This window comes from Nocardia sp. NPDC049935 (assembly GCF_055586645.1).
The window spans coordinates 1,033,358-1,049,723 of the sequence record NZ_JBVJHV010000001.1; the positions used below are offsets into that span (position 1 = coordinate 1,033,358).

General features: G+C 67.5%; 13 protein-coding genes. 10 read left to right on the forward strand and 3 right to left on the reverse strand.

Annotated features, from left to right (window positions below; translation table 11 throughout):
• Nucleotides 1–7: 7 nt before the first annotated feature.
• Nucleotides 8–1,219 carry a cytochrome P450 gene (locus ACZ6SF_RS04870; RefSeq protein WP_466060641.1) on the reverse strand — a complete coding sequence of 404 codons (1,212 nt, stop codon included), beginning with the start codon at nucleotides 1,217–1,219 and terminating at the stop codon, nucleotides 8–10.
• 130 nt (nucleotides 1,220–1,349) lie between these two features.
• Complete coding sequence (locus tag ACZ6SF_RS04875; RefSeq protein WP_466060642.1) at nucleotides 1,350–2,135, reverse strand: coniferyl-alcohol dehydrogenase; 786 nt, start codon at nucleotides 2,133–2,135, stop codon at nucleotides 1,350–1,352.
• A 166-nt stretch (nucleotides 2,136–2,301) separates the two neighbouring features.
• Between ACZ6SF_RS04875 and ACZ6SF_RS04880 the strand changes: the two genes are divergently transcribed.
• From ACZ6SF_RS04880 to ACZ6SF_RS04890, 3 genes are all read left to right on the forward strand, one after another.
• Complete coding sequence (locus tag ACZ6SF_RS04880; RefSeq protein WP_466060643.1) at nucleotides 2,302–3,537, forward strand: cytochrome P450; 1,236 nt, start codon at nucleotides 2,302–2,304, stop codon at nucleotides 3,535–3,537.
• A gap of 55 nt (nucleotides 3,538–3,592) precedes the next feature.
• Nucleotides 3,593–5,089 carry an acyl-CoA carboxylase subunit beta gene (locus tag ACZ6SF_RS04885; protein WP_466060644.1) on the forward strand — a complete coding sequence of 499 codons (1,497 nt, stop codon included), beginning with the start codon at nucleotides 3,593–3,595 and terminating at the stop codon, nucleotides 5,087–5,089.
• A gap of 112 nt (nucleotides 5,090–5,201) precedes the next feature.
• Nucleotides 5,202–6,770, forward strand: coding sequence for an alpha/beta hydrolase (locus ACZ6SF_RS04890; RefSeq protein WP_466060645.1), 1,569 nt, complete (start codon nucleotides 5,202–5,204; stop codon nucleotides 6,768–6,770).
• 35 nt (nucleotides 6,771–6,805) lie between these two features.
• On the opposite strand, the gene ACZ6SF_RS04895 is transcribed toward ACZ6SF_RS04890, so the two are convergent.
• Nucleotides 6,806–7,624, reverse strand: a complete 819-nt coding sequence (locus tag ACZ6SF_RS04895; protein ID WP_466060646.1) for an enoyl-CoA hydratase/isomerase family protein — start codon at nucleotides 7,622–7,624, stop codon at nucleotides 6,806–6,808.
• A gap of 330 nt (nucleotides 7,625–7,954) precedes the next feature.
• On the opposite strand from ACZ6SF_RS04895, the gene ACZ6SF_RS04900 reads away from it, so the two are divergent.
• Genes ACZ6SF_RS04900 through ACZ6SF_RS04930 form a run of 7 tightly spaced genes read left to right on the forward strand, consistent with a single transcriptional unit; the run spans nucleotide 7,955 to nucleotide 16,315 of the window.
• A complete protein-coding gene (locus ACZ6SF_RS04900) occupies nucleotides 7,955–9,577 on the forward strand; it encodes an AMP-binding protein (RefSeq protein ID WP_466060647.1) in 1,623 nt (540 codons plus the stop codon).
• Nucleotides 9,578–9,579: 2 nt separating this feature from the next.
• Nucleotides 9,580–10,413: an amidohydrolase family protein gene (locus ACZ6SF_RS04905; RefSeq protein WP_466060648.1), complete on the forward strand. Its 834-nt coding sequence runs from the start codon at nucleotides 9,580–9,582 to the stop codon at nucleotides 10,411–10,413.
• Between the two features lie 36 nt (nucleotides 10,414–10,449).
• Complete coding sequence (locus tag ACZ6SF_RS04910) at nucleotides 10,450–11,490, forward strand: acyl-CoA dehydrogenase family protein (RefSeq protein WP_466060649.1); 1,041 nt, start codon at nucleotides 10,450–10,452, stop codon at nucleotides 11,488–11,490.
• A 14-nt stretch (nucleotides 11,491–11,504) separates the two neighbouring features.
• The gene (locus ACZ6SF_RS04915) at nucleotides 11,505–12,707 is read left to right on the forward strand and encodes an acyl-CoA dehydrogenase family protein (protein WP_466060650.1); all 1,203 of its coding nucleotides are present in this window, start codon (nucleotides 11,505–11,507) and stop codon (nucleotides 12,705–12,707) included.
• A 37-nt stretch (nucleotides 12,708–12,744) separates the two neighbouring features.
• Nucleotides 12,745–14,493, forward strand: a complete 1,749-nt coding sequence (locus ACZ6SF_RS04920) for a thiolase C-terminal domain-containing protein (RefSeq protein ID WP_466060651.1) — start codon at nucleotides 12,745–12,747, stop codon at nucleotides 14,491–14,493.
• Complete coding sequence (locus tag ACZ6SF_RS04925; protein ID WP_466060652.1) at nucleotides 14,490–15,407, forward strand: alpha/beta fold hydrolase; 918 nt, start codon at nucleotides 14,490–14,492, stop codon at nucleotides 15,405–15,407. Before ACZ6SF_RS04920 ends, ACZ6SF_RS04925 begins: the two co-directional genes overlap by 4 nt.
• The gene (locus tag ACZ6SF_RS04930; RefSeq protein ID WP_466060653.1) at nucleotides 15,404–16,315 is read left to right on the forward strand and encodes a TIGR03619 family F420-dependent LLM class oxidoreductase; all 912 of its coding nucleotides are present in this window, start codon (nucleotides 15,404–15,406) and stop codon (nucleotides 16,313–16,315) included. The genes ACZ6SF_RS04925 and ACZ6SF_RS04930 overlap by 4 nt, the downstream gene beginning before the upstream one ends.
• The last annotated feature ends 51 nt before the right edge of the window (nucleotides 16,316–16,366 follow it).

Sequence of the window (16,366 nt, forward strand, 5' to 3'; positions counted from 1 at the left end):
GACCGGTTCAGCCGACGACATCGAACGTCACCGGGAGGGCGTTCGGCGACCGGAACGGCTGCCCCCAGATATGTGGATCGGCGTCGGTACGGAGTTCGAAGCCGGTGAGCCTGGTCAGCAGGAGGTCCAGCGCCACCCGGGTCTCCATCCGCGCGAGATGCAGACCCAGGCAGGTGTGGGCGCCGGCGGTGAAGCTGATGTGCGGGATGCGCTTGCGGGAGATATCGAACTCTTCCGGCCGTTCCCAGCGGTTCTCGTCGCGATTGGCCGCTCCCAGGCAGAGATCGAGCACCGCGCCGCGGGGAATGGCCACTCCGTCCAGTTCGGTGTCCTCGGTGACGTAGCGCTGCACCAGCGTGAGTGGAGTCTCGTAGCGCAGACCCTCCTCGATCGCCAGGGGGAGGAGCTTGTGGTCGGCCTGTACCGCCGCGAGTTGCTCCGGATGTTTCAGCAGCAGATACAGCAGGTTGCCCGACGAACGGTAGGTGGTCTCGAGCCCGGCCGGCAGCAGCAGCCGGAGGAACGAATAGATCGCCTTGTCGGAGAGTTTCTCGCCGTCGATCTCTGCGGTGACCAGGTCGCCGATGATGTCCTCGGTCGGCTGCGCCCGGCGTTGTTCGATATGCCCGAGGAAATACTCCTTCAGGTCCTTCGACGCCGTCAGCGCGCGTTCGACATTGCCCGCGTAGCTGATGATGGCCACCGCCGCCTTGCGGAAGAACGGCAGATCCTCCTCCGGCAGTCCGAGCAGGCGCGCGATGACGCGGGTGGGGAACTCGAAGGTGAACTCACGAACCAGGTCGGCGCTCCCGCGCTCGGCGAACTCGTCGATGAGCGCGTCGCAGATCGGCCGCACCACCTCGGGTTCCCAGGTGGCCAGTGATTGCGGTTTGAAGGCCGCGGAGACCAGGCCGCGGTGGGCCTTGTGCCGGGACCCGTTCATCGCGAGGATGGTCGGACCCATGAACACACCGATCGTCGAATCGTAGAGCGAGGTGTCGAAGACCTTGCTGTCACGCAACGCCTTGCTGACCGCATCGTAGGAGAAGGCGGTGTAGGAATCCTTGGGGCGCAACTCTTCCGGCGTCTTGGAGTAGTCCATCACCGTGCCGTGGGATACCCCGCCCTCGGCCCGCCGGGCGGCGAAGTACGGGTACGGGTCGCGGAGGTCGAGGGTGTCCCCGCTGGTTGTCGATTTGTCCTGAACAGGGCTGTCCACGGCTCACCTCTGGCGTTGTCGGATTCACGCGCCGGAAGGCGCGCCACTATTACTGTATTATTTACAGTAATAGTACTTATTCGCATCGGCAATCTTTCCGGGCGCGAGGGTGGCCGCCCCCGGGGTGCTATCAGAGCTGGAGTGGGCCACCGACGGACATCGGTGCGACGAATCCGCCGTCGACATGGATGTCCTGTCCGTTGACCCAGCGTGCGGCGGGAGACCCGAGGAAGGCGATCACCGGGACGATATCGGCCACGGTCGCGTGGCGTCCGACGGTGGCCTTGACCGTATCGAGGACGTCCTTGCCCATACTGGCCTCGAAATCGGTCAGGATCGGCGTTTCGGTCGGCCCCGGGCTCACCGTGTTCACCCGCACTCCGTATTTCTGCCAGGCGGCGGCCGCGAGTCGTTTCGAGTAGAGGATCGACGCCTGCTTCGAGGTGCTGTACACGGGATAGGCCGGATCCTGGGCATCCTGCCAACGCCGGACTGCCTCGGTTTCGGTCGCGTCGAGCAGGCCGGCCAGTTCCTCGATGCGTTGCTGCCAGCCCAGGGCGGCCACCGACGCCACGCTCACGATGGACCCGCCCTGCCGGAGGCGCGGCAGCATCCCTTCGGCCATGAGCCGCATGCCGAGGTAGTTCACCGCCAGTACGTCGTAGGCCGGTGCGGTACCCGGAACGCCGGCGACGTACTCGAGGACGTCCCATCCCGTGCCGATCCGCTCCAGGAGCGCCTCGATCGAGCCGGCATCGCGCAGATCGCACTGTTCGTGCCGGGCGGCCGGAGTGTCGTTCGGGCGCAGATCCACCGCGAGGACGTAATCGCCTTCGCCGTGGTGGTGGGCCGCCGTTGCCGCGCCGATTCCCGACCCCGCTCCGACGACCACGATCCTGCGTTGTTCAGGGGACATAACTACCACCGCTCCGTTGCCGGTATGACTTATTGAATACTTGACAGTAAGGCTGACTATAAATCACTCTGGTGGACGGCACAACGCGTCCGGGAGCAGCGCTGCCCCACTCCCGTGTAGTACGACGCGCAGTACGAACAGAGCACACGGAACGGAAGAACCGCATATGAGCATGCCGATCGTCGACGACGCCGCGAAGGTATTTGCGGACCCTGCCGCCTACACCGATGAGACCCGACTGCACAGCGCGCTCCGGGAACTACGGGCCAAGGCCCCGGTCTCCCGGGTCGATGTTCCCGGGTACAAACCGTTCTGGGCGATCACCAAACACGCCGATGTCATGGCGATCGAACGTGCCAACCGGGTCTTCACCAACTGGCCCCGCCCGGTGCTCATGCCGGCCGCCTCCGACGAGCTGCAGGCCGCGATCGGTATCCGGACGCTGATCCATATGGACGATCCGCAGCATCGGGTGGTGCGGGCGATCGCCGCGGATTGGTTCGGCCCGAAATCCATGCGCGCGATGGGTGAGCGCATCGATCGGCTCGCGAAGAACTATGTCGATTCGATGCGCGACCGCGGCGGCGAATGCGATTTCGTGCAGGAGGTCGCGGTCAACTTTCCGCTGTACGTCATCATGTCGCTGCTCGGGGTGCCCGAATCGGACTTCCCGATGATGCTGAAGCTGACGCAGGAACTCATGGGCAGCGACGACGACGAATACAAGCGTGATATCGCGTCCGAAGACGCGATGACCGCCCTGGCGGAGATGTTCGCGTACTTCCAGGCACTGACCGAATCCCGCCGCGCGAATCCCACCGACGACCTGGCCTCGGCCATCGCGAACGCCGAGATCGACGGGGAGAAGCTGTCGGATATCGACACCATGTCCTACTACGCGATCATCGCCACGGCCGGACACGACACCACCAGCGCGACGATTTCCGGCGGAATGCGCGCACTGGCCGAGCACCCGGAGCAGCGGGAGCAACTGCGCGCCGATCTCGGTCTGATGCCGCAGGCCACCGAGGAGATGATCCGGTGGGTCACTCCGGTGAAAGCCTTCATGCGGACCGCCGCCGAGGACGCGACGGTCAACGGGGTCCGCATCGCGGCGGGGGAATCGCTGCTGCTGTCGTATACCTCGGCCAATCGGGATGAGGATATCTTCGACGACCCCTTCCGGTTCGATATCCGCCGTGAACCCAACAAGCATGTGGCCTTCGGCTTCGGTGTCCATTTCTGCCTCGGTGCCGCGCTGGCGCGGATGGAGGTGAGCAAATTCTTCGCCGAATTGCTGCCTCGGCTGGAATCGGTCGAACTCGACGGCGAACCCCAACTCGTCGCGACGACCTTCGTCGGCGGGCTCAAGCACCTGCCCATTCGCTACTCGCTCACCTGAGCGCTTCGCCGCGAGATCACGAGCCCGCCAGGGCGCGCACGGATAAGGAAAGCCGATGACCGAAACTCAGGGCTGGGACGCGACTCTCGACGATCTCGCGCGACGCCGGGCCCGCGTCCAGGGGATGGGTGGCCCGGATCGGGTCGCCAAACACCACGGCAAAGGGAAACTCGATGCCCGCGCCCGGATCGAGGCACTGCTCGACAAGGGCAGCTTCCAGGAATTCGGGACAATGGTCGGCGGTGAAGTCCCCGCAGACGCCATCGTGACCGGATCCGGTCTCGTCGACGGGGCGCCGGTGATGGTGGGGGCCGAGGATTTCACGACCCTGGCCGGCACCATCGCACCGGGCAGCAATTCCAAGCGTTACCGGCTGGCCGAACTCGCCGTCCGGAACAAGATGCCGCTGATCATGCTGCTCGAGGGCGCCGGATTCCGGCCCACCGGCGACCACTACGGCCGGACCCCCACCGATCTGCTCGCCCAGGCGCGGTGTTCGGGCCGGGTGCCGATGGTCACCGGTGTGCTCGGACCCTCGGCCGGGCACGGTGCCCTGGTCGCCCCGGTATCCGATTTCGCGATCATGAGCCGGCAGGGCGCGATCTTCACCGCGGGTCCACCCGTGGTGAAGGTGTCGACCGGTGAGGACATCACCAAAGAACGTCTGGGCGGCCCGGATGTCGCGGTGGCCAGCGGGTTGATCCACAATGTCGCCGACACCGACGATGCCGTACTCGCGGAGATCCGGCGGTACCTGTCGTACTTCCCGTCCAGCGCCTGGTCCTATCCCGCGGTGCGTGGGCCGGACGAAACGGCGGAGCCGCGGACGATCCCGGAAATGCTCGATATCGTCTCGCGTGACAACAAGCGCACCTACGATATGCGCGCCGTCCTGGATCTTGTTCTCGACCGCGACGACTGGTTCGAAGTGCAGCCCGGTTACGGCCAGGCGATCATCTGCGCACTCGCCCACCTGGGCGGGCATCCGGTGGCTGTCGTGGCGAACCAGCCGCAGGTCCTCGCCGGGTCGATCGATGCCGCCGCGGCCGACAAGGCCGCGCATTTCATCACCGTCGCCGATTCGTTTCATCTGCCGATCCTGTTTCTGGCCGACAATCCGGGCATGCTGCCCGGCAGCGGGTCCGAACGGGCGGGTGTGCTGCGCAGCGGGGCGAAGATGTTCGTCGCCCAGACCGCGGCGACAACACTGAAACTGCACGTCACCCTGCGTAAGGCATACGGGTTCGGCTCCATGGTGATGTCGCTGATCGGCTTCGACGACCAGGTGGCGACCTATGCCTACCCCGGGGCGACCATGGGCGCGATGAGCGCCGCGGCACTCAGCAACGCGTCGAACGCCGCCGAGGATCTCGAAGCGAAACTCCGGGCGATGGAACTACAGGCGTCTTATCACTCGGCCGAGCATATGGGGTTCGACGAGCTCATCCACCCGGAAGAGACCCGCAATGCGCTGCTGCTGTCGTTGCAGCGGGGGCTGGGAGCCCGGCAGGCGGCGGCGGAGCCGGTCACGCGCAGTGTGATCATGCCCTGAACGCGCGTATGCGGCCGGGTGGCGCTGTCGGCGACGCCCGGTTCACGGAACATCGGCGTGGCGTGGTGCCCGTGGGCCGGCGGATGAGTCGCGCAACGATAGTGTCGCAGGGGTGAGGCGGAAGCTATTCCCACGCGCGTCTTTCCCGGTGCCGCGAGTCGCGCGCGACCCGAATCCGGCGCGGTGGGCCAGATGGCTGGTGCCGGTGCTCGCACCGGTGTTCCTGCTTCCCGCCGGCCTGGTGGGCGCCGATCCGGGCGAGGGCATCGGCAGCGGGCTGGAACGGTTCTATCATCAGCGGCTGGACTGGAAACCCTGTGATGACCCGGCTCTCGACGGTGCGGGCGCGCAATGCGCGGGCGTCGTCGTGCCGCTCGACTACAGCCGCCCTGACCACCGGACGCTGACGGTCGCGATCTCCCGTATCCCGGCCACCGATCCGGCCCGCCGGCGCGGAATCATGCTGTCCAATCCGGGCGGGCCCGGTGGTCCGGGCCTGGCCATGATGGCCGGCGCCCGGCCCTTCTCTCCGGATGTGCGGGCCCGCTACGACCTGATCGGTATGGATCCCCGCGGCATCGGCCGATCGGACCGGGTGCAGTGCGGGATCCCACTGCCCACCATGTTGTTCTCGGCGGGATTCGACGTTTTCGGCTACGCGCGCGACACCGCCCTGGCCGCCGCGCTGGCCGCTTCCTGCCTGGCCCCCGATCCCGAGAAGGCCCGGTACACCACGACCCGCAATACCGCCCGGGACATGGATGTCATCCGAGGGGCCCTGGGCGAACGCACGCTCAACTATTTCGGCGGCTCCTACGGCACCTACCTGGGCGCCGTGTACATGCAGATGTTCCCCGGACGCAGCGACCGGATGGTGCTGGACAGCGCGATCGACCCGGACCGCTACTGGATCGGCGTCAATCAGGATATGGGCGCCGCCAACGAGGCCGGACTGGACGACTGGGCCGGCTGGGCGGCCCGCCACGATGCCGACTACCACTTCGGCAGCACCGGGCCGCAGGTCCGGGCATTCGTGGAGGATGTGATCCGCCGCGCGGCCGGGCATCCGATCTTCGCGGACGGCTATCTGGTGGACGAGCATACCGTGCCGATGATGCTGCTGGCACTGCTGCCGAATCCGAAGCTGAACGCCGACCTCGCCGAGGCCGTGCGCATCATCGCCGACGGAGTGTCCGGCCTGCCCCTGGATATGCCGCGGTTGAAGGCGAAGATCACCGGCGCCGTGCCGCTCGAGACCGCGGGGATGGCGGCGGTCCTGTGCGGTGACAAGGCCGCCCCGCGTGATCCCGCGTGGTACTACCGCAATATCGAGGCCGTCCGGGCCACCGAGCCGGTGTTCGGCGCGTTCGCCAACAACATCACCGCGTGCGCCTTCTGGCCGGAACCGGTCGAGCCGCCCACCGAGGTGGGTAATTCCGTACCGGCGCTGATCCTGCAGGCCACGGGCGATACCCGCACCGCCTATTCGGAAGGTGTGGCGATGCGCCGGACGCTGTCCGGATCCCGATTGGTCACCCTCGCCGATACCCGGATCCACGGGGCCTTCCGTAACGGTCTGAGCCCCTGCGTGAACGAGATCGTCAACACCTACCTTCGCGACGGCGCCCTCCCCGACACCGATCGGACCTGCGGGCCCGACCCGTCTTATTTCCCGGAGTAACCGGATCCGGGTCGACGGTCCGCGTCGGGGCCGGATCAGCGGCCGCGGAACCGGGGTTCCCGGCGCTCCCGGAAGGCAGCCAGACCCTCTTTGAAATCGGCGCTGCGACAGGCCAGCTCGAGGGTGAGTAGTTCGTGCGTCAGGGCCTGCGGCAGACCGGCGTGCAGGTTGTCGTGGAGGGCCTGTTTGGCGAGACCGAAGGCGACGGTCGGCGCGGCGGCGAGTCTTTCGATGAGGGCATCGGTCGCGTGGTCGAGTTCGCCGGGTTCGGCCGCCTCGTGGATGAGTCCCCAGCCGGCCGCGTCGGATCCGGTGATCTTGTCCCCGAGGAGCAGCAGTTTCTTGGCGCGGGTCAGGCCGACGAGGCGGGGGAGCAGCCAGGTCGATCCGGTGTCGGGGCTGAAACCGCGATCGAGGAAGGGCTCCCAGAAGACGGCCTCACCGGCGGCGATCGTGAAATCGGCGGCCAGCGCGAGGTTGCAGCCCATCCCGGCTGCCCAGCCCCGCACGGTGCACACCACGGGCAGCTGGATCGTATGGACGAGTTCGATCAGCCGGTTGGCCGTCTGTGGAATCCGCCGGACCAGATCGCCGGTGCGCGGCCGGCGGCCGTCGCTGTTGGTGGCGACCCAGTCCACACCCGAGCAGAAGTCATCGCCCGCGCCCTGGATGTGTACCACCCGGAGGGTGTCGTCGGTGGCCGCGCCGGTGAGTGTCTCGGTGAGCGCCGCGATCATCGCGGGGGACAGTGCGTTGCGCTGTGCCGGGCGATCGATGGTCAACCGCAGTACACCGTTGTCGCGAACGATATGGACGGTGCCGGCAGAGGGAGGCGCCTCGGTCTTGTCGTGCACTCTTGTACCCGCTTCTTCCTGGATGTTCGTCGGGTAGATCGGCAATACTGCCAGATATACAGTAGAGCATACGGTCGAAGGCTGTGCGACCCGCCGGGCCCTCGGCGCGGGTGAAGAGGTTGCCGTCGGCGGACGGTCGAATCGGCTTCGGGTGGATCTGCGGTAAACCTTGCGCCAAGGTTTACTGATAGATATACAGTAGACACATCTATTTCGTAGGTGATGGATCGGGGACGCCGACGGTGGCCACTGCCGGTGCGCAGCCGAGGGCCGGGCGCGATTCCGAACGAGAGGACCCGTCATGACAACGCCCTACCGCGGAGGATTCCGTTGAGCGAATGGAGCATCGGGGCCGTATTCGATGCGGTAGCGGCCGCGGTCCCCGACCGCACGATGACGATCTGCGGCGACCGGAGAACGACCTTCGGCGCATCCGCGGAACTGACCGGCCGGTTCGCCGCCTTCCTGGCGGGTCGCGGATTCGGCGCGCATACTCCCCGATCCGATCTGGCCCGGTGGGAATGCGGGCAGGACCGGGTCGCCATGATCATGCGTAACGACCGGTACCTCGACGTGATGATCGGTTGTATGAAGGCGAGGGTGGTGCCGGTGAACATCAATCACCACTACACCGCGCACGAGATCCGCGATCTGCTCGCCTATATCCGGCCCCGCGCGATCGTCTACCACCGAAGCTTCGGGCCGGTGGTCACCGAGACCGCGCCCGAGGGAGTGGAACTGCTCGTGGCGGTCGACGACGGCAGCGGGGGCGCCGAGATCACGGGTGCGGTGGCGTTCGACGACGCGATACGGGAGGGCGGCGCGGACCCGGTGCTCGACGCCTCACCGGACGATCTCGTGATGCTGTGCACCGGCGGCACCACCGGGCGGCCGAAAGGTGTGCTGTGGCGGCAGAGCGATATGTATGTCTCGTCGATGAACGGTGCCGACCATGAATCGGCGGCGCCGCTGCAGGAGCTGGTTCGAGTCACGGGATACGTCTGGTACGCGGCGACGCCCCTCTCGCACGCAGCGGGAATCTGGACGTCCTTCGCGGGCCTGCTCGCGGGTCAGACGATCCTGCTCTACGACGATCGGGAGCGCTTCGACGCCCGGGTCGCGCTGGCGGCGGCCGAGCGGGAGAAGGCGGCGCTGATGACCATCGTCGGCGACGCCTACGCGGGACCGCTCGTGCGTGAACTCCGCTCGCGCCCCTACGATCTCTCGTCGCTGATGGCGATCGGCACCGGCGGCGCCGCGACCAATCCCGTGCACCGGCACGAACTACTCGAACTCCTCCCGCACGCCATGATCGTCGAGGGGTACGGATCCTCGGAGACCGGCGGCATGGGATACGGGCGCAGCAGCAAAGGCGCCGAAGTGGATACCTTCGCGCCGATGGTGGGCGGGACGGCGGTCTCCGCGGATCGCAGCCGCTTCCTCGGGCCCGGCGACGCGGAGATCGGATGGGCGGCCCGAACCGGCCGGGTTCCGCTCGGGTACTTCGGCGACCGGGAAGCGACCGAACGGACATTCCCGGAGATCGACGGAATTCGGATGGCCATACCCGGCGACCGCGCCACCGTGGCGGCCGACGGCAGCCTGCGGTTGCTGGGCCGCGACTCCCTGGTGGTCAATACCGGCGGTGAGAAGGTCTTCGTCGAAGAGGTGGAAGAGGTGCTGCGGGCCCAGGCCGGCGTCTGTGACGCGCTGGTGGTGGGTCGCGCGAGCCCGCGATGGGGGCAGGAAGTGACCGCCCTGGTGTGCCTCGAGGCCGGCGCCGAGGTCACCGGCGCGGTGCTGCGCGAAGTCTGCAAACTCCGGCTGGCGGGTTTCAAGGTGCCGAAGACATTCCTCTTCGTCACCGAGATCAGGCGGCTGGGCAACGGTAAACCGGATTACCGCTGGGCCGCGACGCGGGTGACGGCCGAGAGCGCGGAAGTGGAGGCCTGACTATGCGTAAAGTTATCGATTGCCTGGTCAATGTGCATTTCGGCGAACGCGAACAGCCGTCGTGGATGCTCCAGGTCCGGGACGACTATTTCAAGGGCCCGAAAGGGATGTACGAACAGGTCGAACTCGGCGCGCTGCTCGACGAGATGGACGAACAGGGTGTCGAGAAGGCAGTCCTGATGTATTCGATGGCGAAACCGTCGGCCACCGCGCTGAAATTCGCGGAGGCGCATCCGGAACGTTTCAGCCTGGCGCTCAACGGGGTGGATCTTCTGCATCCGGTGTCCTCACTGCGGGAATTGGAAGACCTGGTGAACGATCTGCCGGTCGCCTATACCACTGTGGGAGCCAGTTTCTGGGGTGACGGGCGATACCCACCCACCGACGCGGTCTACTACCCGCTGTATTACAAATGCGCCGAGATGGGCCTGCCACTGTGTATGAACACCGGTCTGCCCGGCCCGCCCATTCCCGGTGAAGTACAGAATCCGATCTATCTCGATCGGGTCTGCTATCGGTTCCCCGAACTGCGCCTCTGCATGATCCACGGCGCGGATCCCTGGTGGGATGTCGCCATCCGGTTGCTCATGAAATACCGGAATCTGCGTCTCATGACGTCGGCGTGGTCGCCGAAGCGGCTGCCCGAGAGCCTGCTGCACTTCATGCGGACGAGAGGTAAGGACAAGGTCATCTTCGGTTCGGATTGGCCGGTACTCACCATGAAGCGCGTCGTTCCGGAGGCGCTCGCGCTGGATCTTCCCGACGAAGTTCTCGACAACTACCTCTACAACAACGCGCAGGAGTTCTTCTTCGGCGACCGGTCGGCAGGCGCCTGACTTCGCCGCGGGCTCGTCAGAACAAGGAGTAAACCAATGGATCGCTACGAACTACGCCGGCAGGACTACAGCCTCTCGGAGGATCAGTCCGAACTCCAGGCGTCGTACGCGAAGTTCTTCAAGACCCGCAGCCCGCTCGAGGTGGTGCGCGCGGCCGAACCCACCGGTTTCGACAAAGGGCTGTGGGAACAACTGTGCGGAACCGGTGCCACCACGATGGCACTGCCCGAAGCCGCGGGCGGCGATGGTGCGACGCTGGTCGACCTGACCCTCGTCGCCGAGGAACTGGGCCGGGTGATCGCGCCGGTTCCGTGGATCGACCATATCTGCGCGGCGCGCTTGATCGCCCGGCTGGGCTCCGGCTCTCTCGACGTCGAGGTGCTCGAGGGCCGCGAGATCGCCGGACTGGATCCTCGGCTCGGAGCGGCGCCCGGCGCCCGGCTGGTTCCGGCCGCGGCGGTTGCCGACCATATCGTGGTCCGCGACGGTGACGAGATCGTCCGGCTGAATTTCGGTACCCGGCCGGCGCGAGTCGACAATATCGGGCAGCTGCCGATGGCGTGGATCGATCCGGCCACCGCCGACCGGCGCACGGTCCTGGCCGCGGGGGCCGAGGCGGTTGCCCACTACGAGCGGGCGCTCGACGAATGGCGGCTGCTGACGGCCGCGGCTCTGGTGGGCCTGGTCGAGGAGACGTTGCGGATCGCCGCGGAGTTCGCCACCACCCGGTACACGATGGGTGTCCCCATCTCCACCCTGCAGGGCATATCCCATCCGCTTGCCGATATCGCCGTCACCGTGGAGGCTGCCCGCAACCTCGTCCGGCGTGGTGCCTGGTTCCTCGAATTCGAGCCCGAGGTGCAGCCCGCGCTGGCGCCCGCGGCCTTCGTCTACATGGCCGAAGAGGCACCCAAGGCCGCGACCGTGGCGGTTCACGTCCAAGGCGGGCTGGGAGTGTCCGAGGAATCGGCGGCCAGTGCCTATCTGATCCGCGCCAAGGGATGGCCGCTGGCGGCGGGTGACGCCGCCGCCACCGCCGCACGCGTGGCGGAACTGCACGCCGCGACACAGAGCTAGAACGGAGCATGTCCATGGACTTCTCACAGGTCGAACTATCGGCGGAGGACGCGGAATTCCTCGCCGCTGCCCGCGCTTTCCTCGACACCCATGTCACCGACGAGGTCCGGCGCAGGGACCGCGAAACCGGCGACAATTTCGACGAAGGCGTCCATCTGGCGCTGGGTGCCGCGGGCTGGCTGGAAGCGGAACTGAACAAACCCGCCGACGGCGGCCTGGACCGGCTGCGACGGCGGATGTGGGATCTGGAGAAGCGGCGGGCCCGGGTGCCCTGGGTGACCTGGGGCACCACCGCGATCGTGGTGGCCTCCGTACGTGACCACGGCTCACCGGAACTGCGGGCCGAGGTACTGCCGAAGGTCGCGAGCGGTCATGTCCGGCTGTGCCTGGGCTACACCGAACCCGAAGGCGGCTCCGATGTGGCCACCTGTAAGACCCGCGCGGTGCGTGACGGCGATCAGTGGGTGATCAACGGATCGAAGATGTTCACCACCGGCGCCCACAACTGCCAGTACGTCTTCCTGATCACCAATACCGATCCGGAAGCGCGCAAACACAAGAGCCTGACGATGTTCCTGGTCCCGCTGGACACCCCCGGTATCGAGATCCAGGGGATCCGCACGGTCGACGGCGACCGCACCAATATCGTCTACTACAGCGATGTCCGGGTCGACGACAAGTACCGGCTCGGCGAGGTGAACGACGGCTGGTCGGTCCTGATGGGTCCGCTGAACACCGAGCACGGTGTGGTGGACGCCGCCGGTGACGGTCTCCAGGACGTCTCCATCATGACCCACCAGGGCGCGATGATGGCGGTATCGGTCGACCGCATCGCCGCACAGGCCGCGCGGCCCGGACCCGGCGGCCGGCGGCCGCTCGACGATGCCTCCGTGGGCTACCGGCTGGGCCGCAGTATCGCCCGGATGGAAGCCGCCCTGGCCGCGCCGCATATGTTCGGCCGGGTCGCCATCGCGCAGGCCATGCGCGATATCTCGCCCGATCTCATGGATCTCCTCGGCGCGGCCTCGGCCCTGCCGGCCGATACCGAGGGCGCCGCCGACGACGGGGGCGCGGAGTACATCTACCGGTGGGCGCCGCTGTGCGGAATCTACGGCGGCACGCTCGAGGTGTTCCGGAACATGATCGCCCAGCATGTGCTGGGGCTGGGCCGGCCCAACTATTCGGCTCCGGCGAAGCCGAAGGTCGCGGCCGGGTGATCCGCCGTACGGATCCCGCTGCCGAGGAGTACGTGTAATGGCCGCCGAACCGAGTCCACCGGCCGGCGCGGCACGCATACCACCCTCGGTGACCCCACAGACCGACTTCTACTGGTCCTCGGGCGCCGACGGGAAACTGCGTATCCAGGAATGCCTTTCGTGCTCGGCACTGATCCACCCCCCGCAGCCGGTGTGCCGGTACTGCCGGGGGAACCGGATGGGCATCCGGGCGGTATCGGGCCGGGCCACCCTCATCGGCTTCACGATCAACCAGCGCTTCTCGGTGCCGGGATTACCGGCGCCCTATATCGTCGCCCAGGTTGCGCTCGAGGAGGATCCGCGCGTCCGGCTGACCACCAATCCTGTCGATTGTGAACCCGGGCGGCTCGCGCTCGGGATGCGCATGGAGGTGGTGTTCGAACCCGCCGGGGATGTGTGGCTACCGCTGTTCCGGCCGGCCGGTGGAGCCGACCGGTCCGATCCGGCATCGACGGACCTGTCGCGCGCGGTATCGCCGGACCCGGCCTCGGCGGATTCCGGAAGTCCGGATATCGGCGCGCTCGCGACGGTGCTGGAACCGCCGGCGGTCCGCGAGTACCTACGCCCCCGACCGACACGGGAGAAGTTCGAGGACAAGGTCGCCCTCACCGGTATCGGGATGTCCCGGATCGGCCGGCGGCTCATGGCCGATCCGCTCGCCCTCACCCTGCAGGCGTGCCGCGGCGCGGTCGCGGACGCCGGCCTGGATCTCGACGATATCGACGGTCTGTCCACCTATCCCGGATCCGGGAACCTGGGTCCGTTCACCGAGGGCGGCGTGACGGCAGTCGAGAGCGCGCTCGGAATCCGGCCGGCCTGGTTCAACGGCGGCGCCGAAACCTTCGGCCCGGGTGGTTCACTGATCGCCGCCATGCTGGCGGTCGCCGGTGGGCTCGCCCGGCACGTCCTGTGCTTCCGCACGATCTGGGAATCGACCTACGCGGAACTGGCCCGCGCCGGCAAGATCTCGCCGCCGATCGGAATCTCCGACCCCTGGCTGGCGCCCTTCGGCGCGATCTCCGCCGCGCACACCCTGGCCCAGACCGCGCAGCGCCACTTCCACCGTTACGGCACCGACCGGGAGACCCTGGGGTGGATCGCTCTCAACCAGCGAGCGAACGCGGCGGCGAATCCGACAGCGATCTATCGTGACCCGCTCACCATGGACGAATATCTGGGTGCACGCACCGTCACCACACCCTTCGGCCTCTACGACTGCGATGTGCCGTGCGACGGTGCGGTAGCGGTGATCGTATCGGCCCGGGAGACCGCCGCCGATCTGGCCTCGCCGCCGGTCTACATCGACGCGGTGGGCACCCAGATCATCGAACGGCTGGAATGGGACCAGAGCACCGCGACCCACGAACCGCAGGTCCTCGGCCAGGCCGCGCACCTGTGGTCGCGAACGGATCTGCGGCCCGCAGACGTCGATATCGCCCAGTTGTACGACGGATTCACCTTCAACTGCCTGTCCTGGATCGAAGCGCTCGGCTTCTGCGGAATCGGGGAGGCCAAGGATTTCCTGCAGGGCGGGAGAAACATCGCCCGCGACGGTCTGCTGCCGCTGAACACCCACGGCGGCCAGCTGTCACACGGAAGGACCCATGGCATGGGATTGATTCACGAGGCGGTCACCCAGTTACGTGGGCAGGCCGGCGACCGCCAGGTGGCCGGCGCCCGTGTCGCGGTGGCGAGCAGCGGCGGCCTGACACCCAGTGGCGTGCTGCTGCTGCGGGCGGACGGATGAGTCCCGGGGACGCCGGATCACCGGGCCCCGTTGCGGTGGTGCGGCGGACCGTCGAAATCGACGGTATCCCCATGTCCGCGCTGTGCGCGGAAGCCGCCGCGCCGCGCGCGGTGGTGATCGCGCTGCACGGTGGCGCTACGGACGCGCGCTACTTCGATCCGCCCGGACAGCCGGACCTGTCGTTGTTGCGGCTGGGCGCGGAACTCGGATTCACCGTGCTCGCGCTGGACCGGCCCGGATACGGCGCCTCGGCGCCGCGCGGGGAGGCGTTCGATTCACCGGTGCGCCGCGCCGAGACCGCGTACCGCACGGTGGAGGCGCTGCTCGGTCCGGCCGCGGCAGGTGCGGGGTTGTTCGTACTGGCCCATTCCGCCGGTTGTGATCTCGCGATGAATATGGCCGCTCACGATCGCGGTCGCGACCTGATCGGGGTGGAACTGGCGGGCACCGGGCGGCACAAGCACGCCGAGGCACTACGCCGGATCGAGGAGGTTCGTCGCACCCGCAGCGGTGCGGCGGTGCGTGACCTGCTGTGGCGTCCGGCCGGCGCCTACCCACCGGAGATCCTGGGCGGCCGGCCTATCGCGTCGGCGTCGCCGCCCTACGAGACCGCGGTGGTCAACGACTGGCCGGCCGATTTTCCCCGGCTCGCCGCGCGGGTCCGGGTGCCGGTGCGTTTCAGCTGGGCCGAGCACGAGCCCTTCTGGCGCTGCGAACCCGCGGATCTCGCCGAGATCGAAGGCTGGTTCAGCGAAGCCGTGGGATTCATCGCCTATCGGCAGGCCGGCACCGGGCACAACATCAGCGTGAGTCTCGCCGCGGACTCCTACCACCGCAGCGTGTTCGCCTTCCTCGAAGAATGCGCGTTCGCCCGTTCGGGGGACGGGCGTTCGGCCGGGAGGACCGCACGGTGAAGTACGTGCTCGAATATCCCAGTGAGTTGCCGGGGGCGCCGGATGATTTCCTGCGGCCGGAGGTGATGCGCGAGGTCGCGGCGGCCGCCGAGGAGGCGGGGTTCGTGGCGATCGCCCTGAGCGAGCACCCGGCCCCGTCGCTCAAATGGCGGCGCAACGGGGGACACAACACCCTGGACCCGATCGCGGCGCTGGGCTTCATGGCCGGGGTCACCCGGGATATCCGCTTGCTGACCAACCTCTACGTCCTGCCGTTCCGAAACCCGTATCTGGCTGCAAAAGCACTGGGCAGTCTGGATCTACTGTCCGGAGGCCGGCTGATCGCGGGGGTGGGTGCGGGCTATCTACGCGCCGAGTTCGCGGCTCTCGGCGTGGCACACGAACGCCGGGCCGAACTGTTCGACGAGGCGCTGGAGGCGTTGCGCAGGATCTGGTCCGATCCCGGGACGCCGGTGACAGGGCAGGATTTCGCGGCCCCCGGCCCGCTCTGGCTGCAGCCACCGGTCCAGCGGCCCCATCCGCCGATCTGGATCGGTGGTAACGGCAATGCCGCCCTGACCCGGGTGGTCCGGCACGGAAACGGCTGGATGCCGATCATCGCCGACGCCTCGATGGCAGCCGCCATGCGTACCCGGCCGCTCGAGAACGCCGGGCAGTTCGGTGCGGCCGTCGACGACCTGCGCCGTCGGCTGGACCAGGCCGGCCGGGCGCCGGAAGCCGTCGATGTGCAGATCGTCTGTCCACATTTCGAGATGACCGATCACCGGGCGGTCCGGGATGCGCGTGCTCACCTCGGCGATCTCGAACGGCGCGGCGCTACCTCGGCGGTGGTGCATGTGGACGGTTCGAGTCCGGCTGCCGCGATCGAATTCATCACCGAATTCGGCAGAGGATTCCTCCCGGAGTGACCGTGATTCCACAGCGGACGAGCCGTACGGCTCGGTTGCCGACCCGTGCCG